This is a genomic window from Corynebacterium sp. c25Ua_47 (genome assembly GCF_039907205.1).
In the GTDB taxonomy this organism is placed as follows: domain Bacteria; phylum Actinomycetota; class Actinomycetes; order Mycobacteriales; family Mycobacteriaceae; genus Corynebacterium; species Corynebacterium hiratae.
This window is the reverse complement of the sequence record NZ_JASBOH010000001.1, coordinates 382,818-405,494: the sequence shown is the minus strand read 5'-3', so window position 1 is coordinate 405,494 and position 22,677 is coordinate 382,818. Positions and strand designations below refer to the sequence as shown.

Annotated in this window: 21 protein-coding genes; 5 read left to right on the top strand and 16 right to left on the bottom strand. The window is 59.5% G+C overall.

Annotation, left to right across the window (positions count from 1 at the left end; translation table 11 throughout):
• Positions 1 to 50: 50 nt before the first annotated feature.
• The gene (locus tag QKE52_RS01900; RefSeq protein WP_049154569.1) at positions 51 to 1,460 is read left to right on the top strand and encodes an L-serine ammonia-lyase; all 1,410 of its coding nucleotides are present in this window, start codon (positions 51 to 53) and stop codon (positions 1,458 to 1,460) included.
• On the opposite strand, the gene hisS is transcribed toward QKE52_RS01900, so the two are convergent.
• The 3 genes from hisS to tpx are packed head-to-tail and all read right to left on the bottom strand — an operon-like array spanning position 1,457 to position 3,881.
• Positions 1,457 to 2,734, bottom strand: coding sequence for a histidine--tRNA ligase (gene hisS / locus QKE52_RS01895; RefSeq protein ID WP_070821306.1), 1,278 nt, complete (start codon positions 2,732 to 2,734; stop codon positions 1,457 to 1,459). The two genes, QKE52_RS01900 and hisS, sit on opposite strands and share 4 nt — an antisense overlap.
• 5 nt (positions 2,735 to 2,739) lie before the next feature.
• Positions 2,740 to 3,384 carry an MBL fold metallo-hydrolase gene (locus QKE52_RS01890; protein WP_070513224.1) on the bottom strand — a complete coding sequence of 215 codons (645 nt, stop codon included), beginning with the start codon at positions 3,382 to 3,384 and terminating at the stop codon, positions 2,740 to 2,742.
• Positions 3,384 to 3,881: a thiol peroxidase gene (gene tpx, locus QKE52_RS01885; protein WP_070513221.1), complete on the bottom strand. Its 498-nt coding sequence runs from the start codon at positions 3,879 to 3,881 to the stop codon at positions 3,384 to 3,386. The genes QKE52_RS01890 and tpx overlap by 1 nt, the downstream gene beginning before the upstream one ends.
• Before the next feature lie 106 nt (positions 3,882 to 3,987).
• Between tpx and QKE52_RS01880 the strand changes: the two genes are divergently transcribed.
• The 3 genes from QKE52_RS01880 (at position 3,988) to QKE52_RS01870 (ending at position 5,826) form a co-directional block, all read left to right on the top strand.
• A complete protein-coding gene (locus tag QKE52_RS01880; RefSeq protein WP_046648581.1) occupies positions 3,988 to 4,848 on the top strand; it encodes a peptidylprolyl isomerase in 861 nt (286 codons plus the stop codon).
• A gap of 288 nt (positions 4,849 to 5,136) precedes the next feature.
• The gene (locus QKE52_RS01875) at positions 5,137 to 5,529 is read left to right on the top strand and encodes a hypothetical protein (RefSeq protein WP_158381264.1); all 393 of its coding nucleotides are present in this window, start codon (positions 5,137 to 5,139) and stop codon (positions 5,527 to 5,529) included.
• A gap of 45 nt (positions 5,530 to 5,574) precedes the next feature.
• A complete protein-coding gene (locus QKE52_RS01870) occupies positions 5,575 to 5,826 on the top strand; it encodes a hypothetical protein (protein WP_046648585.1) in 252 nt (83 codons plus the stop codon).
• A 144-nt stretch (positions 5,827 to 5,970) separates the two neighbouring features.
• Here QKE52_RS01870 and QKE52_RS01865 read toward each other — a convergent pair whose 3' ends face one another.
• From QKE52_RS01865 to ruvC, 12 genes are all read right to left on the bottom strand, one after another.
• Positions 5,971 to 7,182 carry an IS256-like element ISCau1 family transposase gene (locus QKE52_RS01865; protein WP_347947953.1) on the bottom strand — a complete coding sequence of 404 codons (1,212 nt, stop codon included), beginning with the start codon at positions 7,180 to 7,182 and terminating at the stop codon, positions 5,971 to 5,973.
• Positions 7,183 to 7,583: 401 nt separating this feature from the next.
• On the bottom strand, positions 7,584 to 8,141 hold the full coding sequence (locus QKE52_RS01860) for a YetF domain-containing protein (RefSeq protein ID WP_180963910.1): 558 nt from the start codon (positions 8,139 to 8,141) through the stop codon (positions 7,584 to 7,586).
• Positions 8,142 to 8,242: 101 nt separating this feature from the next.
• The gene (locus QKE52_RS01855) at positions 8,243 to 10,378 is read right to left on the bottom strand and encodes a bifunctional UDP-sugar hydrolase/5'-nucleotidase (RefSeq protein WP_347947952.1); all 2,136 of its coding nucleotides are present in this window, start codon (positions 10,376 to 10,378) and stop codon (positions 8,243 to 8,245) included.
• A 192-nt stretch (positions 10,379 to 10,570) separates the two neighbouring features.
• Complete coding sequence (locus QKE52_RS01850; protein WP_308607224.1) at positions 10,571 to 12,868, bottom strand: bifunctional (p)ppGpp synthetase/guanosine-3',5'-bis(diphosphate) 3'-pyrophosphohydrolase; 2,298 nt, start codon at positions 12,866 to 12,868, stop codon at positions 10,571 to 10,573.
• A gap of 34 nt (positions 12,869 to 12,902) precedes the next feature.
• Positions 12,903 to 13,457, bottom strand: coding sequence for an adenine phosphoribosyltransferase (locus QKE52_RS01845; protein ID WP_308607225.1), 555 nt, complete (start codon positions 13,455 to 13,457; stop codon positions 12,903 to 12,905).
• Positions 13,454 to 15,064: an ABC transporter substrate-binding protein gene (locus QKE52_RS01840; RefSeq protein WP_347947951.1), complete on the bottom strand. Its 1,611-nt coding sequence runs from the start codon at positions 15,062 to 15,064 to the stop codon at positions 13,454 to 13,456. Before QKE52_RS01840 ends, QKE52_RS01845 begins: the two co-directional genes overlap by 4 nt.
• A 3-nt stretch (positions 15,065 to 15,067) precedes the next feature.
• Complete coding sequence (gene secF / locus QKE52_RS01835) at positions 15,068 to 16,231, bottom strand: protein translocase subunit SecF (protein ID WP_046648147.1); 1,164 nt, start codon at positions 16,229 to 16,231, stop codon at positions 15,068 to 15,070.
• Between the two features lie 2 nt (positions 16,232 to 16,233).
• Entirely contained in the window at positions 16,234 to 18,030 is a 1,797-nt protein-coding gene (gene secD / locus QKE52_RS01830; RefSeq protein WP_158396681.1) for a protein translocase subunit SecD, read from the bottom strand.
• Between the two features lie 246 nt (positions 18,031 to 18,276).
• On the bottom strand, positions 18,277 to 18,609 hold the full coding sequence (gene yajC / locus QKE52_RS01825) for a preprotein translocase subunit YajC (protein ID WP_046648149.1): 333 nt from the start codon (positions 18,607 to 18,609) through the stop codon (positions 18,277 to 18,279).
• A 51-nt stretch (positions 18,610 to 18,660) separates the two neighbouring features.
• Positions 18,661 to 19,746, bottom strand: a complete 1,086-nt coding sequence (gene ruvB / locus QKE52_RS01820; RefSeq protein ID WP_046648150.1) for a Holliday junction branch migration DNA helicase RuvB — start codon at positions 19,744 to 19,746, stop codon at positions 18,661 to 18,663.
• 15 nt (positions 19,747 to 19,761) lie between these two features.
• On the bottom strand, positions 19,762 to 20,370 hold the full coding sequence (gene ruvA / locus QKE52_RS01815; RefSeq protein WP_046648151.1) for a Holliday junction branch migration protein RuvA: 609 nt from the start codon (positions 20,368 to 20,370) through the stop codon (positions 19,762 to 19,764).
• 39 nt (positions 20,371 to 20,409) lie between these two features.
• Positions 20,410 to 21,021, bottom strand: a complete 612-nt coding sequence (gene ruvC / locus QKE52_RS01810) for a crossover junction endodeoxyribonuclease RuvC (RefSeq protein WP_175973063.1) — start codon at positions 21,019 to 21,021, stop codon at positions 20,410 to 20,412.
• 140 nt (positions 21,022 to 21,161) lie between these two features.
• Between ruvC and QKE52_RS01805 the strand changes: the two genes are divergently transcribed.
• Positions 21,162 to 21,857 (top strand): nitroreductase, encoded by a 696-nt coding sequence (locus QKE52_RS01805; protein WP_347947948.1) that lies wholly within the window; start codon positions 21,162 to 21,164, stop codon positions 21,855 to 21,857.
• 5 nt (positions 21,858 to 21,862) lie between these two features.
• Here QKE52_RS01805 and QKE52_RS01800 read toward each other — a convergent pair whose 3' ends face one another.
• Entirely contained in the window at positions 21,863 to 22,618 is a 756-nt protein-coding gene (locus QKE52_RS01800; RefSeq protein WP_347947946.1) for a YebC/PmpR family DNA-binding transcriptional regulator, read from the bottom strand.
• Positions 22,619 to 22,677 lie beyond the last annotated feature (59 nt).

The following is a 22,677-nucleotide window of genomic DNA, read 5'->3' as shown; positions in this document are numbered from 1 at the left end:
CTATCGTAAGGCGTAACTTATCTAACGCTTCTAAGGAGGTTTAACCCCCCATGACAATTAGCGTGACCGACATCTTCTCGATCGGTATCGGTCCCTCCTCCTCCCACACCGTGGGCCCGATGCGTGCTGCTAAGGCCTTCCTCGAGACCCTTGAGCAACACCCGGCAAAGGTCCACATCGAACTGCGTGGCTCTTTGTCCGCTACCGGCCGTGGACACGCTACGGACCGGGCCGTCATTCTAGGCCTCGCCGGGTGGGATCCGCTCTCCGTTCCGCTCGATGCTGAGCCACGCGCAGATGCCTTCATCCCCACCGAGGGCAGCATCAGCGGCCCAGCAGGTGAGGTGGAATACAGCATCGAATTCAACAACGAGCCGGTGCCCGAGCACCCGAACTGCCTCATTTTCACTGCCTGGGACGAAGACGGCTCCATCCTCGCCGAGAACGCGGAGTATTTCTCCGTCGGTGGCGGATTTATCCTGTCCCGCGAGGAGTACAACGCCCAGCTCGAAACCGACACTGGCGTTCCGGCCGGTGTCGCTGCGGCTACCGCCGAGGACACCGTTCCTTATGAATTCCAATCTGGTGAGCACCTGCTTCACCTGTGCGCTGCCAATGACATGGCGATTTGGGAGATCGTTGCGGCGAACGAGGCTGTGCTTCACCGCGACGAGGGCGGTCTCGACTACGTCTACCAGCACCTCGATCTCGTCTGGGACATCATGCGCGAATGCGTGACCGAGGGAATTTCCACCAAGGGAATCTTGCCTGGTGGTCTCCGCGTCAACCGCCGCGCGCCGCAGATGTACCAGCAGTTGTTGGCCAAGCAGGACGACGAGTCCTGTGGCTTTTCCGCGATGGAATGGGTAAACCTCTACGCGCTCGCCGTCAACGAGCAGAACGCCGCCGGCGGCCGCGTCATTACTGCGCCGACGAATGGCGCCTGTGGCATCATACCGGCGGTACTCCATTATGCCCGCGACTTCATGGCGGACTTTACGCGCGCCGATGCTCGCCGCTACCTGCTCACTGCGGGTGCCGTGGGCATCATTATCAAGTCCAATGCCTCCATTTCCGGCGCCGAGGTGGGCTGCCAGGGTGAGGTAGGCTCCGCCTCCTCTATGGCGGCGGCCGGCATGGCCGAACTGCTTGGGGGGACTCCGGAGCAGGTAGAGAATGCTGCCGAGATCGCGCTTGAGCACAACCTCGGCTTGACCTGCGACCCGGTCGGCGGCCTCGTGCAGATTCCCTGCATCGAGCGCAACGCCATCGGTGCCGTCAAGTCCATCAACGCCGCACGCCTGGCCCGCATGGGAGAGGGAACGCACCACGTTACCCTCGATAACGCGGTACGCACGATGGCCGAAACGGGGCGCGACATGCTCTCCAAGTACAAGGAGACCTCGCTCGGTGGTCTAGCGAAGACGATGGGCTTCACCGTCTCCCAGGTGGAGTGCTAAACCAGCTGACGAAGCTGCTTGACGACGTCCCCCACGGGGACGTCGTGCTGCTCGTGCGCGCGCAGATCCTTGAGCGCCACGGTGCCAGACTCTAGCTCCTGGTCACCGAGGACGAGTGCGAAGCGGGCGTTGGCGCGATCAGCGCCCTTCATCGCTCCCTTGAGGCCGCGGTCACCGAAGGACATGTCCGCGGAAATACCGGCCTTGCGGAGGTCATCAATGATGCTGACCATCTTCTTCTTTGCCGCAGCGCCCAAAGCAACGCCATAAACGGCCACGCGCTCTTCGACGCCGTCGAGCTCCACGCCCTCGGCTTCCAGGGCCAAAACCGTGCGGTCCACTCCGAGGCCGTAGCCGATACCGGACAACTCCTGTCCGCCAAGCTGAGCCATGAGCCCGTCGTAGCGGCCGCCGCCGCCAATGCCGGACTGCGCGCCGAGGCCATCGTGGACGAATTCGAAACAGGTCTTCGTGTAGTAATCGAGACCGCGGACCATGCGCGGGTTGATGGTGTAGGGCACGCCCATGTCATCGAGCAGGCCAGTGACCGTCTCAAAGTGCTCGCGGCACTCGGCATTGAGGTGGTCGAGCATCAGGGGGGCGTCGACAAGCTGCTCCTGGACTTCCGGGCGCTTGTCATCGAGCACGCGCAGCGGGTTCAGCTCCGCGCGGGCCCTGGTTTCTTCGTCTAGATCCAGCTTGAACAGGAACTCCTGCAGCTTCTCGCGGTAGGCCGGGCGGCAGTCGTGGTCACCCAAGCTGGTCAGCTCAAGGCGGAATTGGCTCAGGCCTAGGCTGCGGTAGGAGCGATCCGCCAAGGCAATGATCTCTGCGTCCAGCGCCGGATCATCCACGCCGATGGCCTCCACTCCGACCTGCTGCAGCTGGCGGTAACGGCCCGCCTGCGGGCGCTCGTAACGGAAGAAAGGACCATAGTAGTTCAGCTTGACCGGCAGTTGGCCGCGGTCGAGGTTGTGTTCAATGACCGCACGCATGACACCAGCGGTGCCTTCTGGGCGCAGTGTCACGGAACGATCGCCACGATCGGCGAAGGTGTACATTTCCTTGGACACAACATCCGTGGACTCCCCCACACCGCGGGCGAACAACGAGGTGTCCTCGAAGATAGGGAGCTCGATGTGTTGGAAGCCGGACAGGTGTGCCTGGTGCACGAAGGTGTCGCGCACCTTGGCAAAGATGGCCGATTGCGGCGGGACGTAGTCCGGCACACCTTTGGGCGCGGACAGGGCTTTGAACTGCTTCTTATCACTCACGCCCTTTAGAGTACATCCCCCGCTGCGCGTAGAAACGGATTAGTCGCGCGTTCACGACGCATAGTCGTGGTCGGGCCATGGCCCGGCAAGATAGCAAGGGAGTCATCGAGGCCCCACACCGGGCCGCGCAAGGAACGCTGCATCGCGGCGTGGTCGGAGTGCGGCAAGTCGGTGCGCCCGATGGAACCCTTAAACAGCACGTCGCCCGTCAGGGCAACCTCCTCAGCCACGAGAATGACGCATCCGGGCGAGTGACCTGGTGCATGGAGCAGCTTGAACTCAAGGCCAACCAGATTCAACGTTTCTCCGCCGATCAAGTCGCGACGGTCCGCCACCTGCTTCATGGAGGCGGCAGCAAAGAGCATCTGCGATTCGGGGGACACACCGGAGCCATCCACAAGCATAAACGCGTCATCTGGGTGGATGTAGACCGGTAGGTCGAACTCGGCGGCATCGCGCGTGTGGTCAATGTGGCCGTGGGTGAGCACGACGGCCTCAAACTCCAAGGACTTCTCACGCGCGAGCTGCTCAAGCTTCTCGCGCGTGTGCATCCCTGGGTCCACGATGAACGCCCGGGATCCGTTAGCCACCACATAAGTGTTGGTTTTATAAGGCCCGGCGGCGAAACCGTAGATTTCGGGAGCGGGCATTACTTGAGCGATGCCAAAGCTGCGTCGTAGTCCGGCTCAGTCGTGACCTCCGGAACCAGCTCGGTGTAGGTCACCTTGTGGTCCTCGTCGGTGACGATGACCGCGCGGGCGAACAGGCCCTTGAGTGGGGACCCCTCTAGCACGAGGCCCAGCTTATCCGCGAAGTCAGAGCGGAAGTCAGAGGCGCTGACGACATTCTCAATGCCCTCAGCTGCGCAGAAACGCTCCTGTGCGAACGGCAGGTCACGAGAGACAGACAGAACAACAGTGTTCTCCAGTCCAGCCGCCTCCTCGTTGAACTTGCGCAGCTGCGCCGCGCACACACCAGTGTCGACGGATGGGAAGCATGAAACGACGAGGCGCTTGCCGGCGAAGTCTGCCTTGGTCAGCTCTGCCAGATCGGTACCGACAAGGGTGAAGTCCGGCAGGACCTCACCAACCTTGGGCAGCTCGGCGTTGGTTTCGACGGGTTCATTCTGAAAATTCGTTGTAGCCATGGCACCCAAGCGTACTGACGCGCGGGGCGTCGCGCCATGATGTAGGACGGTGCGGTTAGGATAGGTGAGTCGAAAGTTGTGAACCACCACTGTGGAGGAAACATAGGTGTCTACTAACAGCCAGCGCTTGGATGATGCGCTCAACCAGCTCGATCGCGAGCTGAAGTCCCGCGACCGTAAACAGAAGAGCCGCCCACTTGGCGTTGTTGTGATGGCAGCCGTCGTCATTATTGCCCTCGTCGGCGGAATCTGGTTCTTGGCTACCCGCTCGTCGGAGGAAGAGGAGATTCAGGCCGAGGAGAGCTCGGCCGCGGAGACCACAACCGAAGCCCCCACCGCCGAGCCTTTGATCGGCAAGCGTGCCACACCGCTGGGTGACACCGTAACGTGTGAATACCCAGAAGCAGGTGACGCCTCCCGTGAGGTGCCTACGCCTAACGGCAAGGACATTCCAGCCAAGGGTGAGGTGACCGTCAACTTCGCCACCAAGCAGGGCGACATCGAGATGACCCTCGACCGCTCCCTAGCTCCGTGTACCGTCAACGCAATCACGGACATGATTTCGGCCAAGTACTATGACGACACCGTGTGCCACCGCATGACCGATGGCGGCATCTTCGTTCTGCAGTGTGGCGACCCGACCGGCCAGGGCGCCGGTGGACCAGGCTTCCAGTTTGCCAACGAGTACCCCACCGATGAGTCTGACGATGCCGCCAAGGCACAGCCTGCCCTGTACCCGAAGGGCTCCATCGCGATGGCCAACGCCGGCGAAGATACCAACGGTTCGCAGTTCTTCATTAACTACAAGGACTCGACGCTTCCTCCCTCCTACACCTACTTTGGTGATTTGACGGAGAAGGGTCAGAAGACCATCGACGCTATCGCTGCTAAGGGCGTCAAGGATGGACAGTCTGACGGAGAGCCCGCCGAAGAGGTGCGCATCACCAAGGCAACCATCGAGGGATAAGTTTTACCCCCTTTACGGTGACTAGCCCCACTCGCGTTCAGCGAGCGGGGCTATTTCTTTACCACTCCGCCCCACCCCGCCCGGTACTAAGAATTTCTTAGCCTTGAGCAGTTCATTTGGCAAACCACTCACCCACCACAGGCACCTCTGTTTAATATCCGCAGCTCACATACGGCGGCCAGCAGATACACAGACTCACCAACTAATTGCCAAATCTCTTGCAAATCGCACAATGTCTCAGTAGCATCTGTGAGGTCTTTGAAATTCCCGAGATCTTAAGGAACGAGAATGAAGTTCTTCTCCCGTAAGGCCCTTGTTGCTGCCGCTACCGCTGCAACCGTTTCCCTGTCCGGCGTGTCCGTTGCTTCCGCTGAGGACACCGCAGTCGTAACCAACGAGTCCGCAGACTCCGAGACCACCACGGACAACAACAAGGAGACCGACAACTCCGAGTCCACCACGGACAACAACAAGGAGACCGACAACTCCGAGTCCGAGAACGACAAGGAGAAGGAAGAGGAGTCCTCTTCTTCCTCCTCCAACGACTCTGAGGGTTCCTCCATCACCGACATGAAGCCGTCTGAGATCCGCGACTGGATCGCAGTCTTCACCGCCATCATCGGCGCTCTGGGCACCGTCTTCGCCTTCTACCAGAAGAACTTCGCTCCTAACGCGAAGTAATTCGGTTTCTCTTTCCACCCTCTCCAAAGATTAGGACACTCCACCATGAAGTTCTTCTCCCGTAAGTCCCTCGTTGCCGTTGCTACCGCTGCGACCATCACCTTCTCCGGCACCGCTGTTGCTTCCGCTGCTCCGGTCGAGAACGATAGCTCCTCCGCTGCTTTCTTCGCTCTCTCCTCCGACGATGAGGGCAACGTCAGCCCGAAGGAGATCCGCGAGTGGATCAAGGTTATCACCTCCATCATCGGCGCCATGGATGACGCATTGCGTCTCGGCGACAAGCTCGCTGGCAACTAAGCCGCAAGCACGTAAGTCTCCTCCCGCGTTCAACGCGCCGGAGGAGATTTTTCGTTTTGCGGGCTGGCCATCCCCCGTTTGAGGCTTAAGGGACATTTCGTGTGGATTTGCGGCGTGTCGCATTAAGGGACATTTCGTGTGGATTTAGGAGCGTCCGGCCCAGCCTTTTCTTATGCCTAAGCTGGGGTTCCATTCGTTGTCGATGCCGGTGTCGAATGTGGCAGGTCGCCCGTCTGGGTGACCGCGCCGTTTGAGTTCTTCTTTTGCCCAGGCTGCGCGTGCTGCTTTTTCTCCTTGGCGTCCGAAGTCTTGTTGCTTGGCTAGCTCCAGTGGCGCTACGGGGTCTTCGGTGTGGGTGTAGAGCCACCAGTCCATGGTGATGCGTTGATGCTCATCGAACATGCCCCGATGGTTTCCTGCTAGGTCTTTGAGCTGTTTGTTGATGCCGCCTTCCAGCAGGTTTGTGGTGGCTTTTAAGTCTTGTGTGACACCTTCAGGCGGGTCAAGGAAGGTAAATAGCTGTTCGGCGTGGATGAGCTTTTCTAGCCGCTTTAGAGCCCTGCGGGCGTTGCGGTGGGTGTACCACCATTTCTGGTTGGGGCTGACCCATTTCGGTACTTGGCCTGCTGGTATAGCACTGCGGTAGGTTCGCTCTTTAAGCCAATCAGCAAAGGTGATGCGGGTGTGGTGGACTGCAGCAGTAAATCGCGCAGCATCTTCACGGTTGTGTACTTGGACGAGCATGTAGCCCAGTTTCCGGATTGCTTTATGGGCTGGGTGAATCGGGTTGCGGCTGATATCGGCGAAAGTGTTGCGCTGGACGTGGACTAAGCAACGCTGGATGGCAACGTCGGGCCATTTAATGCGCAGTGCCTTGAGTGCTCCGCCTGCCCCGTCGGTGGTGACGATGAGTGGTTGCGCGATTTTGTCGAGCAGTTTCAGGTACTCGTATGAGCTTTCACGCAGGCACCAGTGCCAGGCGATGACGTGTGTTTCGGTGCAGGCTACCAGCAGGCATTTCTTGTGGAAGTAGGTGCCGTCGATAAAGACCTGGTCGTAAACACGATAGGGGTCAGTAGACGTGGGTACGGTGATAAACCACAGCAGCTTGAACCACCGGGTTAAAGTTCGTCTGGTTACCCCTAGGCGTTTGGCTAAATGGTCTGCGGATTCGCCGGAAAGAATCCAGTCGATAAAGATTTTGAAGTGCCGAATCTCGCTGGTGTGTGCGCGGGTATTAATCGATGAAACGTTGCACTGAGGACACAACCAGCGCTGGGTTCCTGCCGCGGTCTTGCCGTTCTTAACCAGTCCGTGGCCGCACATGTCACACGACGGCCGATTCCTATTAGCCATAGGAATTGGCCTTACCGCACCAGCAGCAGTCCTCCTATCACAGACCTAGGACTATCCGGTGTTGATTTCACAGATCGGGTCGTTGGAACCGATTCAAAATCAAGATCACTGCATTATCCCAGGCTGCCCCGGGAATCCGTATCGGTTCATCCACACGAAATGTCCCTTAAGCCCCGTTTGACCGTTACTGCCCTAGACACTGCTGCCCTGGACGTGCTGCCTTAGTTGCCAAAGTTTTCCCTCCCGCCCCGGGGATCGGGCTATGTTTTCGTCACGTAGGGCAGTCTGGTCCCCACCCCATGAGGCTCGCGCTCTCGTGTGGAATGGAGAAAGGTATCTCGGCACGTCCTTCAGGACTCCAACCCTCACAGTGGTTAGCAGGTCTAACAGCTGGCGAGAATCTATTCGCTATCCTTTTGCGAGTCTTCTTCGACTTCTTCGATGCGCTCGGCGCCGAGGATATCCTTAAACACTGAAGCGTCGACAAGCTGGCCACGGCGGATGACCGAAATCTGACCAGTCGGTTCCAGAATCATAAGCTGGACGTCGCTACGCCGTCCGAGCCCCGCCTTGCGCACAGCGGAATTGATATCCCTCTCGGTGATGTGCGCAAAATGCATGTTGTCCTCTTGCAGTTCCCCCTTGTACACCAAAAGGACCGGTTTTCGGTCAATGAACCTCGACCACCTCACCAGCTGTCTGAAGGTGCCGAAAGCGGCCTCCAACAACATGAGCGTAAACAGTCCGATGATGCCGGCGGCAAGCGTGGGCGGGTTGCCTACGATGACGCGTCCCGAAACCGCACCAAACATAATGATGATGACAGCATCTGAGGCCGTGATAGACGTCAGCACCCGACTACCGAAAAGCTTGACCAAGAGCATGAAAGCCAAGTAGATGCCCAGCGTTGCGAACATCACCACCGGGATGCGGTGAGGCTCGATGCCGAGCTGATACATTGCCTCGCGTCCAAATAGCCTCAGTGTATCCACAGCTTCCCACCATACCTTCCGCATGCGAAAAGCCCGCACCTCAGTGCGGGCTTTAGGAACGAGACTGACTAGATGTTGAACTGCTTGCGCAACTGCTCAATCATCTGCTGTACCGGAGCCGGTAGCGCGCCTGCCGGCAGGTTAATAGCGCCAATCACAGCGGCAATGGCAGCGGCAATCGCTACGGTGATCCCCACGCCCAGGCCAACGGAGGACGCTACATCCTTGTTGGAGCCGTTATCCTTCGGATCCTTCGGGTTCTCTGGGTCCTTCGGGTCCTCGTCGTTACCCGCGCCCTCAAGGGTGATAGGCAGGACAGCCTTAGTACCAGCATCCGTGGTGATGGACAGCTTCTGCTCGCCCTCTAGGCCCTCCGGGATGGTGAGCTTGACGGTTGCGCGGCCACGCTCGCCAAACTGCTCATCACCCGGCTGTGCTGCGTTATCAATGCCTGCCTCAGCCTTAGCGTCACCCAGTGCAACGGTGACCTTCTTAGCCTGCGGCTCCTCAGCGTTGGAGTAGTTCAGGGAAGACAGGTCAATGGTAATCTCGCTGCCCGGCTTCAGGTCCCCCTCAATGTGAGCACCGATCTGACCCTGGCCGGTGCGGACCTTGGACTCTCCGGACGCAATGTAGTCAATCATCGCCTGGGTGTCCATGTGGCCAACGTCATTGCGGTTCTTGATGGAACCGGGCTCGAAGAAGCCATCGCCGCCTGCTTCCGTATCGCTGGATGCGAGGAAGGAGGACAGAGCAATGCTGTAATTCTTGTTCGGGTCAATCGGTTCACCGTTAATGGTGACGGACTTAACACGCTTGCCTTGCTCAGCCTTCTGGTCGTAGACAACGGTGACATTGTTGGACAGGCCTAGAGCCAGACGTGGGCGGGACTGGCCAGGCTTCCACTGGTTTTCCAGTGCGGTGATGAAGTCAGCTCCGCTGACCTCAGCGGTAATCACGGAGTTTCCGAAAGGCTGAACAGCAAAGATGTCCTGGTATGTAACGTCACCTTCCTTGAGGTCGGCGCGCACACCGCCCGCGTTCATGACGCCAATTTCGATGTCCTTGCCCGCCGGCTTGGCTAGAGCGTAGCGCTGACCTTCCGCAATGAAGTTGTTAAGGGTGGACTCCACACCGCGGTTGGAACCGGTGTCCTTGCCCTCATCGGAGCCGCGGTACATGGCCTTCTCGGTGGTACCAGCAGTCTTGGCACCCTCAATCTCCGCTACTTTCTTTGCTTCCTCGACGACCTTAGCTACCTCGGGGTCGTCTTCGAGGCCCTGCAGCTGGGCGAAGACCTCTGCGTCGGCCACGTCGTACTGCTTGAGATCAATCTTGGTGATCTTCTTCTCGGCCTTGTCGAAGGTGATGTCGGCGTCGTTAAGCACCTTGCCGTACTCGTAGCCCTGTGCCCAGTACAGCGGCAATGCGCCCTCACGGGCAACCTCGCCCTGGGTCTTGACGTGAGTATCACCGCCAAAGAGGATGTCCACATCCTTGTTGAAGCCCTCAGCGAACTGCTGAGCATCCTCGTGCATGAGCGCCACAACAACCTCGGCCTCGCCGGATTCCTTCAGTCGGCTGGCTTCCTTATTGGTGGCCTCGACCGGGTCGGAGAACTCGACGCCCGGGATGGACGCAGCAGACACCTTGTACTTGGTGTTCTCAGTGACGGTACCAACGAAGCCCACCTTCACGCCGTCTACCTCCTTGACGAAGGAAGCATCGAGCAAGGGCTTGCCATCCTTGGTGACGTTGGCGCCCAGGATCGGGAAGTTGGACTGGTCCTTGATACGGCCCATAAGATCCTTATCGCCCTTGTCGAACTCGTGGTTGCCCACGGCCGTGACATCGAGATTCATAGCATTGAGGGCCTCGTTGGTGTACTTGTCCTCAGAAATCGCAGACACGAAAGCGGAACCGCCAACGTTATCACCGGAGGAGGTCAAGGCGTACTCCTGGTCCTTGTTGACGGCCTTGATGAGCGCAGCCATGCGAGCAGCACCCATCTCGGAGTAACCAACCAGTTCCTCGGTTTCCTTATCAAAGTTTTCGGCCAGCTCAAGGTGGCCGTGGAAGTCGGTGAAGTTGGTGACGGAGAAGGTCACCTGGTCGGCCTCAGCGGCGAACGCAGGCGCGCCAAAGACGGCAACGGCGGTAACGGTGGTGGCGGCCAGTAGCTGACCAAAGCGACGGAAATTCACGTGGTACTCCTGAAGATGAGAGGTATCTTGTCCACGTGTTTATAACGCATCCATCACGGTGGCGCAGGGCTTGCTAACGCCACCACCAGCACGTTTACTTTATATCTTTCTCTTTTTCATTACTATGCAACCTAGAGTTCAGCCATACGCCCCCGGTTGGGGGTGGTGGTTTAGCCGTAGGCTTCAGTTCGCCTAGGCGGTGACGCGATAGACGTCGAAGACGCCTTCGGTATTGCGCAGCGTCGTCATGAGCTGTCCCAGCTGCTTGGTATCGGACACCGAGAAAGTAAAGCGAACGGTCGCAATGTGGTCATCGCCGCGATTGGACGTCATCGACAAAACGTTGAGGCTCTGCTCGCTGAAGATACGGGTCAGCTCAAAGAGCAGGCCTTGGCGGTCGATGGCCTCAAGTTGCAGCGTTGCGGAGAAAGCACCGGAAGACTTCGGCCCGCCGGCCCACTCCACCTGCATCATGCGCTCCGGCTCGGACTTCAGCTTTTCTGCGTTGGTGCAGTCCGCTCGATGGACCGACACGCCACCGCCGCGAGTGACGAAACCAAAGATGGCGTCTCCTGGCACGGGCTGGCAGCACTTCGCCAGCTTGGCCATGACGTCTGGGCTGCCCTCCACCAAGATGCCCGTACCAGTTGCGGAATCTTTCGTGTGCTGCGCGCGGGAGTTCTCCAGCTCACTCAGCGGGGTGCGCGAGGCCAAGGCATCGACTGCATCGTCTTGGTCCCCGAACAGGGCCATGAGCTGGTTGGCAACGTGCTGTGCCGACACGTGTCCTGCGCCAATAGCGGTGTATAGCGCGTCCACGTCGGGATAGTGCAGCTGCTCAGCCACCTGCTTCATGGAGCTGGCGGTGAACAGACGGTGCATGGGCAGGCCGCCGCGCTGCACCTCTGCGGCCAGGGCATCGCGCCCGGCTTCAAGATGCTCTTCACGGCGTTCTTTGGCAAACCACTGTCGCACCTTCGTCTTCGCCCGGGGCGACACCAGGAACTCCTGCCAATCCCGCGACGGTCCTGCGTTAGGGTCCTTGGAGGTGAAAATTTCCACCTTGTCACCGGACTTGAGTTCAGACTCTAGGGCCACGAGCTTGCCGTTAACCTTGGCGCCGATACACCTGTGCCCCACCTCGGTGTGCACAGCGTAGGCAAAGTCTACGGGGGTGGAACCAGCAGGCAGGTTAACCACGTCGCCCTTCGGCGTAAACGCAAAGATCTGCTTGGCGGTCAGGTCATAGCGCAAGGAGTCTAGGAACTCGTTGGGATCAGCTGCTTCCTTTTGCCAATCCAGAAGCTGGCGCATCCACGCCATCTGGTCGACTTCTTCCTGATGGCCGGAATTCTTGCCCTTGGTTTCCTTGTAACGCCAGTGCGCCGCCACGCCGAACTCCGCGTTATAGTGCATCTCGTGCGTGCGCACCTGCACCTCAAGGGTGGATCCGCCCTCCGCAATCACGGTAGTGTGCAGCGATTGGTACACGCCGAAGCGTGGTGAGGAGATGTAGTCCTTGAAGCGCCCCGGAAGAGCCTGGTACAGCGAGTGCACCACGCCGATCGCCGCGTAGCAGGAATTAATATCGTCGACAAGGATGCGAATACCAACGAGATCAAAAATCTCAGCGAAGTCACGTCCGCGCACAATCATCTTCTGGTAAATCGACCAGTAATGCTTCGGGCGGCCCATCACCTCGGCCTCGATGCCATTAGCCTTCAGCGCTTGGCTAACCTGAGCCTTGATCTCTTTGAGCGCTCGATCACGCGAGGGAGCACGGTCGGCCACCATGCGTACGATTTCGTCATACTTCTTCGGGTACAGGATGGCGAAGGCCAAATCCTCAAGCTCCCATTTGACGCTGGCCATTCCTAGGCGGTGAGCCAGCGGCGCAATGACGTCGAGAGTCTGGCGTGCCTTCTTCGCTTGCTTCTCCGGTGGGAGGAAGCGCATCGTGCGCATGTTGTGGAGGCGGTCGCACACCTTGATAACCAACACGCGCGGATCGGTAGCCATTGCCACAATCATCTTGCGGATCGTTTCCGCTTCCGCAGCGGCACCGAGTGCAACCTTGTCGAGCTTCGTAACACCATCGACAAGTCGGGCCACCTCAGGACCAAAATCACGAGTCAGATCCTCGAGCGAGTAGTCGGTATCCTCCACCGTGTCATGCAGCAACGCTGCTGCGACGGTCGTGGTGTCCATACCTATTTCCGCGGCGATGGTGGCCACTGCCAGCGGGTGTGTAATGTATGGCTCACCGGATTTGCGGAATACACCTTCGTGCAGCCGCTCCGCAGTCGCGTAAGCGTTGTTGAGTAGCTCCGCGTCAGCCTTCGGATGAAACTCCCGGTGAATGGACATCAGCGGGTCGAGCGCCGGATTGATCTTTACTCTGCCGCCCGTGAGCGAACGAGCCAGGCGGGCGGACATGCCGCGGACGCCGCCTGGCCGCCATGCAGTCTTGTCCTGCTTTTCAGTCGTCATGTCTGCCTCCGCGAAGTAGCTTAGGCATACAACCTTAGTCCTTTGTCCCCATCTGGTTGAGCACAATCAGCGGAGAACCTTGCAGGCGCTCGCGGCCCTCCAGTCCCTGAACCTCCAGAACCACAACATTGCCCACGACCTCTGCTCCTGCGGACTCCAGGAGCAAGGTGGCGCCGTGGAGTGTGCCGCCGGTGGCGAGGACGTCGTCGACAAGCACAATGCGCTTGCCCTTGATGTCGATACCGCTGTTAGGGATCTCCAGCGCGGCGGTACCGTACTCCAACTCGTACTCCTGGGTCAGCACCGGTGGTGGCAGCTTACCTTTCTTGCGGATGGCCAAAATACCTACTCCCAATTTGTACGCTACGGCGGAGCCCAGAAGGAATCCGCGCGCATCGAGGCCACCGATCATGTCAGCGCCGAGCTCTTTACAGGCCTCAGCCAAGCCATCGACAACGGCGGCGAAGGATTCAGCATCGGCCAACACCGGGGTCAGGTCCTCGAAAAGGATTCCTTCCTCTGGGAAATCCGGTACCAGACGCACCTTATCCTTCAGGGCTTGTGCTGCTGCGACGTAAATCTCGCTCACGACTCTTCCTTTGTTTCGGTTGCTTCATTTCGGGTATAGCCCCAGCGGTCGAGATTCCACCCGATACCCGCAGGGCCAGTGTAGGGCACCACGCCAGTCACAGCGCGATCAACAATGAAGGTTCGGGGCTGCGCGGCGATGGGAATAGACGGCAGCTCCTCCCATAGCTCTTGTTCCAGTGTGCGCAAAGCCGCAGCGTATTTCACGCTGGCGATGGGCGCGGAATACTCCCGCATCGGGTCTACGGCTCCAAGGTAGACGTCGATCTCCGGCAACCCCGTCGAGGGGTCGGCGTCCAATTGGGCACGAGAGACACGTTCCCCGGAACGATCCTCCACCGTAATCCCGGCTGGTTCGCAGGCTGCGCGTAGCTCCTCTACCATCGCTCTATAGCGCGGGTTAGGTGCCAGGTATCCGACCCCGACCGTATAGCCAGCGAGGCCAGATGCTGTGGCGGTGTCTACAGGGACTGTGGTGAGCGACGCCATTTGTGATGCCACCGAATCACTGGTGCTCACTGTCCGCACGGAGACGGCGGGTACCTCCACGCCGGATTCCTTTGCGGAGACATCTGCCATGCGTTGTGCATCGACGCAGGCAGCGAAAGCGGCGCGTGCCCACGGCTGCGCGAAGGTGCCGGCTTCGGAGAAAACCAAAGTATCGGTCATGCCTCCCGCAACGGAGTTAACGTCGACCGGTTTTCCTTCTGCGTCCCGATTCAGCCACGACGGTGCCGCGGTAGGTGACTCGGCCACGCGCAACTCGTCCGAGGCCACAAATGCAGCCGCATCCGCCGTGTTCGGCAGCATGACGATCTCCTTCAGCGACGGCTTGTCGCCGTAGTAGTTGTCGTTGGCGGTGAGTACGATGGCGCCGTCGTCCTCGACGCGATCAATGCTGTAAGGACCAAAGGAAATCTGTAGCTCGGGATCGAAACGGCCTGGTTCGGTAGAAAACCCCTCGCGCCACGCCTCCGCCACAGGCTGCAAGGTCGTCACGTCGTAGGCGTGAAGCGCCGCGTTGAGCTCCTCCATGCTGAGCTCTGCTCGCTTAGCTAACGCGTGGGCGGGCACCACCGTGCCCGGCCCAAACAGGTAGCGCCAGCGCGAACCAGCATCTGGGTTAAACCAGACGGTGAACTTCTTACTATGCGGTGCACACTCCATCTCGGCTATGTCTTCCGCCAACGGGAGGTGGGAGCCAAAGGTCTCGCTCAACTGCCCGGCGATATACGCCAAAAGGTAGTCATCACATGTGACAGGTTCTCCGTCGGCAAAGCGTGCCTGCTCCGTGAGCGTGAAGTCCACACGAGCGCCGACGCCCTCGCTCTCGGCCGGAACGTACTCAGCATCTGCCAGATCCGAGTTCGGAACCATCTGCCCAGCCGGGCCTGGCACGTACAACGCAGGGAACACGCGGCTGGCAAGCTGCGCGGCGCCCGCAGCTTCGCCCCAGTCAGAAGCCGCATTGCTGGTGGCGATGCGGGCGTCGCTCAGTACTGCGAAGCGCGGCGGCGGGACATCCTTGCCTGCCCTGTCCTCCTTCGCTCCACACGCAGAAACGGTAAGAGCAACAGCGAGCAGTGCCGCAACTGATGAGGCGCGCACGATTTAGCGCCCAGGACGCCAGGACGCGCCACCGGACTCCTCGCCGCGCGGCTTCGTTGCGGGCTCGGAGGCCGTGGATGGGGAAACTGCTGCCGGGGATACCACAGTGCGCGCAGGCTTCGGTGAATCATCGTCGGCGTCGTCTGCGTCCCCGCCTTCCGCCCGATAAGCGGCGACCTCAGCGTTATGCTTCTTGACGCTCTTGCGCTGGTTCGACAATGTCACCAGCAGCGTCGTTGCGAGGAAGATGGAAGAAAAGACGCCTTCGATAACGCCGATGAACTGGACCAGAGCCAGATCGCGCAGGGTACCGATACCCATCAACCACACAGCGACGACGAACAAGGCGATAATCGGCAGCGCGGAAATGACCGAGGTAGAGATAGAACGCATCACGGTCTGGTTGATGGCCAGGTTGGTGAGATCGGCATAGGTCTTCTTACGCTGGCCCTCCAGCCCACTCGTATTTTCATCTACCTTGTCAAAGACAATGACGGAGTCGTAGAGGGAGAAAGTAAGCACAGTCAGCAGGCCGATAATGACCGCCGGTGAAACCTCAATTCCAAAGAGGGCGTAGATACCAGAGATGAAAACACCGTCAAAGATAAGGGCGAGGATAGCGGCAAAGGCCATATCACGCTGCAGGCGAACCGCCACGTAGATAGTGGCGAGCACCAGGAAGACCGCCATGGCGATGACCATTCGCTTGGTAATCGAGGCACCCCACGATTCCGATACCGTCGAGGAACCGATCGCGTCCGGGCTGGGCTTGCCGTTTTCATCCTTGACGTGGAACTCTTCGAAGATGGCCTGGCGTGCCCGATTCACCTGATCCTGGGACAGGCGCTCGGAGGTGATTTCCAATGTCTCCGAGGAACCGGCGCCCACAATCTGCACCAGCTCCGGTGTGACACCGGTGGCATCCTTGAAGGTTTCCTCTACCTGCTCGGTGCTGAGGTCTCCCGCCGGCATGTTGAGCTTCGTACCGCCTTCAAAGTCAAGGGACAAGTTAAAGCCGCGGAGCGCAATGGCCAAAATGGACGCGATGAGCAGCACGCCGGCGATGGTGTACCAGGTTTTGGCCCGGCCCACGAAGTCGAATCCGCTGCCGTCCACGTAGAGACGGTCAAAGCGGGAAATCTTGCGGTTAGTGGTTTCGACAGCCATGTTTACTTCTCCTCATCCGCAGCGGTAGCAACGGGGTTCTTGGCCGGTTTGGCATAAAAGCCGCGTTCACGGCGCTCCTCCACAAGGTTGTAGATGCCACCAAGGCCATTCATGGATGGTTTAGCGAAGGCCGGGCGGCTGCCGAGGAGCTGCATGAGCGGTGCCATGATCAGGAAGGATACGACGAGGTCGAAGATCGTGGTCAGCCCCATGGTGAAGGCAAATCCCTTGACCGCACCGATGGACAGGAAGTAGACCACGACGGAACCGATCAGGGTAACTGCCTTACCCGTGACGATCGTTGCACGGGAGCGTTCCCAACCCGTGCGGGTAGCGGAGCGGAATGTGCGGCCGCCCAAGAGCTCATCCTTCATGCGCTCGTAGTAGACCACGAATGAGTCAGCCGTGGCGCCGATACCGATGACCAAGCCCGCCATGCCAGACAGGTCCAGCGAGTAGCCAATCCACCGGCCCAACAGAACCAGAGCGCCATAGAGCAGGACACAGGTGGCGATGAGCACCAGCAAGGCCACGGCGGACAGTGCGCGGAAGTAGTAGATGGAATACAGGGAGACCAAAATCAGGCCGACAATACCCGCAATAAGCGCTGCCTCAAGAGCTGCCTTACCCAGTGACGGAGGCACGGTTTCCACCGTTCCGCCCGGCTCGCCGTTAGCGCCCGTAAAGGACAACGGGAGCGCACCGTAGCGGAGGTTGTTGGCCAAGTTCTGGGCTTCTTCCTGCGTGAAATCACCCGTGATGGACGTGGCAGAACCCACCGGAGTCGCACCCTGGATAACCGGTGCGGAAATAACGGCGGAGTCAAGAGTGATGGCCACCTGCTTCTGCAGGTACTCCTGCGTCAGGGTGGACCACGTCTGAGAGCCGTTGGGGCCGTCGCCAGTCTTGAATGCGAAGCTGATCTCCATCTGGCCGGTTTGGCCGTTGAGACCGCCCTGAATTGGGGATTGGGTATCGATTTCGTTACCGGTCAGGCGGGTACCGTGTGGATCCTCAATGCCATCCAGCAGCGGAGCCGGCATCAGGATATAGGGCTGCTGGTTCGAGTAGTCACACGCCACGAGCGGCTTTGCCGGATCGTCCGTGCCGGCCAGCGGATCGGAATCGGCATCGCACCGCATCAGGCCCAGGGCCGCGGTTTGAACGGTGGGATCCTCGGACTGACGGTCCTTGAGAAGAACCTCGTTAACCTGGTCGCGACGTTCGGTTTCTTCCAGAGAGTTTGCTGGGTCCGGAAGCGGCTTTTCGCTCACGGTCGGGGCCGGAGACTTCTTCGCGTCCTTGTTTTCTTCCTTCTTATCCTCACCCTGGGCAGCATCGGCGCTCTGGTTAAGCGCGTCGTGGATAGAGGCCAGTGCGTCATTCGCCTGCTCCGGTGCCACGACGCCGAACTTGACCCAGCGGTTCGCCATATCCGTCATGGTCTTTTCAAGCTTGTCCAAGTCCGGCATCGGCTGTTCACCCACTGGGCGGAACAGCAGCTGCGAGGTTTGGCCTACAGCCTGCGCCTGGGAAGCGTCTTCGCCCGGCACCGTAATGACCAGGCTAGAGCCGCTGATAACGACCTCAGAGCCGGAGACGCCCATACCGTTGACACGCTGCTCCAGGATGTTGCGTGCCTGCTGCAGCTGATCCTGGGTGGGGTCTTCGCCCTGCGGAACGAGGGTTACTCGCGTACCGCCCTGCAAATCAATGCCGAGCTTGGGAGTCGGCGATTTATCGCCGGTTAGGAAGATAAGGGCGTAAACCACAATGACGATGAGCACAAAGAGCGCCATTGCTCGTCTGGGCCATTGCCGTTGACGGCTGCTAACGCCACCACGTTTCGAAGCGGACACAAAGATCTCCTGTGTTGTGAGGAACAGGGCTAAAAATCATGGGTCATGGCAGCCACTGCCACGCACGTGCTGAGTGTCGCGGCGCCACCATGACTAAAGCACAGTCCATCATCGTACGTCATGGACCGGCATAATCCTTAACAGGTTTAAGGTGAGGCACCCGCAGTGTGACGAGTGCAACTTGTTTTAGAGCTTCGGAAAGCGTTCGTCCTCACCCTCCTCCGGCTCAGCCGCTGCTTCGTTCTGGGAAGCAATCGGCTCCGCGGAGCGCACGATGGCCATGGTGTCGAAGGTCATCACCGTGCCGTCCTTGACTCGCAAATCAACCTGTTCACCGCGGGCCTCCACCACGGTTCCGTGCAGGCCACCGGCCGTAATCACGTCTAAGCCTGGGCGCAACGAGGACTGGAGCTCCTTCATCTGCGCTTGGCGCTTGCGCTGCGCGCGCATGGACATGAAGCTCGGCAAAATGACGAGGACGGCGAGAACAAGGAGAAGAATAAGTTGGGTTCCGTTCATAAAAGGCCAGTGTGCCAGACCTGCCCGCCTCCCGGCCAATTGCCGGGACGATTAGAAGAGTGTCCCGCCGACAGTTCCTTCGGGCGCCTCAAGGCCCAGGTGCTGCCAGGCCGCTGCCGTGGCAACACGGCCACGCCCGGTGCGGGAGATCATTCCGGCGCGCACGAGGTAGGGTTCGCAGACCTCCTCGACGGTTGACGGTTCCTCGCCCACCGCAATAGCCAACGTATTAACCCCCACGGGTCCACCGCCGTGTCCCTTAATGAGGGCCTCGAGCACCGCGCGGTCAAGACGGTCCAGCCCACGTTCATCAACGTCGAAGACCCGAAGCGCTGCCTGGGCAGCTGCCACATTAATGTGCCCATCTCCGTTGACCTCGGCATAGTCGCGCACACGACGCAACAGCCGGTTAGCAATACGCGGCGTCCCGCGCGATCGGGAGCCGATCTCCACCGCGGCATCCTGGTCGATATCAACCTCCAAGATTCGCGCTGCTCGGGTAATCACTCGGGTGAGGTCCTCGGTATCGTAATACTCCATCTGCGCGGTGAAACCGAAGCGGTCACGCAACGGACCAGTCAGCATGCCCGCGCGCGTCGTCGCTCCCACCAGAGTAAAAGGTGGGATTTCCAGCGGGATGGAGGTCGCCCCAGGGCCTTTGCCCACGATGACATCGATGCGGAAATCCTCCATTGCCATGTAGAGCATTTCTTCCGCGGGACGGGCGATGCGGTGAATTTCGTCGATGAAGAGCACGTCACCTTCCATGAGATTCGACAGCATCGCGGCCAAGTCTCCGGCCCGCTCCAGTGCGGGGCCGGACGTCATGCGCAGGGAACTTCCCAGTTCTTGAGCGATAATCATCGCCATCGTGGTCTTGCCCAGCCCAGGCGGGCCGGAGAGCAACACGTGATCCGGGGTGACACCACGGTTTTTCGCGCCATTGAGCACGAGCGATAGCTGTTCGCGCACCTTGGGCTGGCCGATGAATTCATCGAGGGATTTCGGGCGCAGTGAGCGCTCAATATCGTGCTCGCCTTGTTGCTCTGTGGCGTCCACATCCTGGTTACGCTGCGGAGGCGAGGTTAAATCCATCCCCTCCGGCAGCTTAAACTCAGTGCGTTCTACATCTGACATGTCGTCCACTCTCCCCTATTTTTTGGCCCCGAGTTGGTTGAGGGCTGCTCGCAGCACCACCGGCGTCGCCGCATCGGGCTGCTCAGCCACTACCGATTCCACCACCGGTCGAGCCATCTTGTCTGTAAAGCCCAACCCAATAAGCGCCTCAACGACATCCTCCACCACGGGGCCGGCAGCCGCAGGGGCGGAGGCCGCAGGATCAGCACCGTCCGTGGGTGCAAACGCCTGCACCTTCTCCTTGAGTTCTAGGATCAAGCGTTGCGCCACGCGCTTTCCTACCCCCGGGATTTTCTGCAGCCGTGCAGCCTCCTCCCCCGCAATTGCTTGGGCCAAATCACCTGCGCTCATCACGGACAACGCGGCTAGAGCCAGTTTGGGCCCCAGCCCAGAGACCGTCTGGAGGACGTGAAACATGTCGCGGTCATCCTGGCTGGTGAACCCGTACAGCGTCATCGAATCTTCTTTCACCACGAGCGTGGTCATGACTCGGGCTTCCTCACCACGCTGGAGCGTGCCCAGTGTGGCTGGGGTGGCCAGCACCTTGTATCCCACGCCGGCGCATTCGAGCACGGCATGATCAAGCTGGATGTCGAGGACAGTTCCGCGCAAAGATGCAATCATTAATCAGGTTCCTTGGTTCGAGTGGATGTACCACATAGCTTAAGAGGTCGTCTTCGCTGCCCGAGAAACGGACGCGGTGCGTGGTGAGGTGCCGCGCACACCGCTCGTTCGTGCCCCAGCCCCCACGCCAGCACTCGGATCACCCCCGCTCATCCATGCCAGGGCCGGCGCACGCCAGCAGTGGCAGACAGCAAGGGCCAAGGCATCCGCAGCGTCCGCTGGCTTAGGCGACTCGCTGAGCCCCAGAATTCGGGTGATCATGGCGGTCATCTGCTTCTTATCAGCGCGCCCGTTGCCCGACACCGCCTTCTTCACCTCCGAAGGGGTGTACATGTGTACTGGGATGTCGCGCTCTGCGGCTGCAAGCACCAAGACGCCGACTGCGTGCGCGGTCTGCATCACCGTAGATACCTCACCGCGTTCGAATACTCGCTCGAGCGCCACGACATCCGGCTTATAGTCATCCATCCATTCCCGGACCGCAACTGACAGCCGCTTAAGGCGCTCTCCCAGCTCCTTGTCACTGGGCGTACGGACGACGCCCACGGCGATGGGAATGACCGCGCGCCCACGTCCGGCTTGGACAACAGACAGGCCACAACGCGTCAGACCGGGATCAATCCCCATGACGCGCAACCCCTCCAAGTTCACGGCTGCCTCCTCGCCCTTTTTATTCTCACCCTATACAACCACTTGTTTATCTAGGAACAGTGTACACACATGTGTTCTAGTGCAGGCAGTCCCCCGAGCCGAATACGCTCCCTCAGATCGTGGGGCGTAGAGTGGCGCGCATGTCTCAACATCCTAATGGCTTTTCTGAGTTCATCCGTTCCCGCCATTCCGCGCGCGCGTTCCTTCCGGACCCCATCCCCGCAGAAGTCATAGAGCAAGTGCTGATCGACGCCCAATCCGCCCCCTCCAACTCCAATACCCAACCCTGGAATGTGCACTTGGTTGGCGGTACGGCATTGCAGGACTTGAGCGCGGCTCTCATTGCTGAGTTCGATAAGAGTGGAATCAATCCGGATTTCACGATTGACTACGGTCAAGGCGTTCACCCGCAGCGCTCGCAGGCGTTAGCAGCCAAGATGTACGGGCTCCTCGGTATTGCGCGCGAGGATAAGGAAGCGCGCACAGAATTTGTCCGTGAGAACCTTCGCTTCTTCGGCGCCCCACACACGGCTCTGCTCTTCATTCCCCCAATGGGCGATCGTATCCGCGCTGCCTTTGATCAAGGTACCTATGCAGAGAATTTCTTACTCTCGCTCGAGGCTCACGGGTACCACGGCGTCCCGCAAGGCATGATTTCGCTCCTCGCCCCAACCGTCCGTGAATTCCTCGGAGTGGACGAGGAGCACAAGCTTGTCACCGCCCTGACCTTCGGCATTGCAGACGAGTCCAGCCCTGTGTTCAACACATCCCCGGGCCGTGCACCATTGTCAGAGACGGTGACTGCTCATGGCATGGAAGGCCTCGAGCTCGACTAGTCTTCTTAGTCCTCGCCCAGCTCGGCGAGGACCTCTTCGCTTAAGTCCATGTTGGTGTAAACGTTCTGGACATCATCCGAATCCTCGAGAGCATCGATGAGGCGGAAGATCTTGCGGGCATCATCTGCCTGCAGCGGCACCTCAACGGAAGCACGGAAGTCGGTATCGGTGTCATCGACCTCGATATCGGCAGCCACGAGCGCCTCGCGCACGGCGGGGATATCACCCGGTGCACAGGTAATCTCAAACTTCTCGCCGTTGTCGTTGACCTCTTCAGCGCCGGCTTCCAACACAGCGAGCAGGACGTCGTCCTCACTAAGCTCGCCCTTTTCCACCAACACCAAGCCGGTGCGGGCGAACATGTATGCGACGGAACCGGACTCGCCGAGGTTGCCGCCGTTCTTGGACATCGCGGTACGAACATCAGTGGCTGCACGGTTGCGGTTATCCGTCAGACACTCGATGAGCATGGCAACACCATTCGGTCCATAGCCCTCGTACATTACGGTTTCCCAATCGGCACCGCCGGCTTCTTCGCCGGAGCCGCGCTTGCGGGCGCGCTCAATGTTGTCGTTAGGAACAGAGGCCTTCTTGGCCTTCTTAATCATGTCATCGAGGGTGGGATTCGCCGCCGGGTCACCGCCGCCGGTGCGGGCAGCCACCTCGATATTCTTAATCAGCTTGGCAAATTCCTTGCCACGCTTGGCATCGTTCGCCGCCTTCTTGTGCTTCGTTGTTGCCCATTTAGAGTGGCCTGCCATGTCATCCCTTTCGATGTGGCTATATAAAAAGCTTGTAGAAACTGCTGCAATTATACGGC

What these genes read in the sequence shown, in the direction of transcription:
- QKE52_RS01900 (WP_049154569.1), top strand. Translation starts at nt 51, where the DNA reads ATGACAATTAGCGTGACCGACATCTTCTCGATCGGTATCGGTCCCTCC.
- QKE52_RS01890 (WP_070513224.1), bottom strand. Translation starts at nt 3,384, where the DNA reads ATGCCCGCTCCCGAAATCTACGGTTTCGCCGCCGGGCCTTATAAAACC.
- tpx (WP_070513221.1), bottom strand. Translation starts at nt 3,881, where the DNA reads ATGGCTACAACGAATTTTCAGAATGAACCCGTCGAAACCAACGCCGAG.
- QKE52_RS01875 (WP_158381264.1), top strand. Translation starts at nt 5,137, where the DNA reads ATGAAGTTCTTCTCCCGTAAGGCCCTTGTTGCTGCCGCTACCGCTGCA.
- QKE52_RS01870 (WP_046648585.1), top strand. Translation starts at nt 5,575, where the DNA reads ATGAAGTTCTTCTCCCGTAAGTCCCTCGTTGCCGTTGCTACCGCTGCG.
- QKE52_RS01865 (WP_347947953.1), bottom strand. Translation starts at nt 7,182, where the DNA reads ATGGCTAATAGGAATCGGCCGTCGTGTGACATGTGCGGCCACGGACTG.
- QKE52_RS01860 (WP_180963910.1), bottom strand. Translation starts at nt 8,141, where the DNA reads ATGTATCAGCTCGGCATCGAGCCTCACCGCATCCCGGTGGTGATGTTC.
- QKE52_RS01850 (WP_308607224.1), bottom strand. Translation starts at nt 12,868, where the DNA reads ATGACGACTGAAAAGCAGGACAAGACTGCATGGCGGCCAGGCGGCGTC.
- secF (WP_046648147.1), bottom strand. Translation starts at nt 16,231, where the DNA reads ATGGCTGTCGAAACCACTAACCGCAAGATTTCCCGCTTTGACCGTCTC.
- secD (WP_158396681.1), bottom strand. Translation starts at nt 18,030, where the DNA reads ATGGCGCTCTTTGTGCTCATCGTCATTGTGGTTTACGCCCTTATCTTC.
- yajC (WP_046648149.1), bottom strand. Translation starts at nt 18,609, where the DNA reads ATGAACGGAACCCAACTTATTCTTCTCCTTGTTCTCGCCGTCCTCGTC.
- ruvB (WP_046648150.1), bottom strand. Translation starts at nt 19,746, where the DNA reads ATGTCAGATGTAGAACGCACTGAGTTTAAGCTGCCGGAGGGGATGGAT.
- ruvA (WP_046648151.1), bottom strand. Translation starts at nt 20,370, where the DNA reads ATGATTGCATCTTTGCGCGGAACTGTCCTCGACATCCAGCTTGATCAT.
- QKE52_RS01805 (WP_347947948.1), top strand. Translation starts at nt 21,162, where the DNA reads ATGTCTCAACATCCTAATGGCTTTTCTGAGTTCATCCGTTCCCGCCAT.
- QKE52_RS01800 (WP_347947946.1), bottom strand. Translation starts at nt 22,618, where the DNA reads ATGGCAGGCCACTCTAAATGGGCAACAACGAAGCACAAGAAGGCGGCG.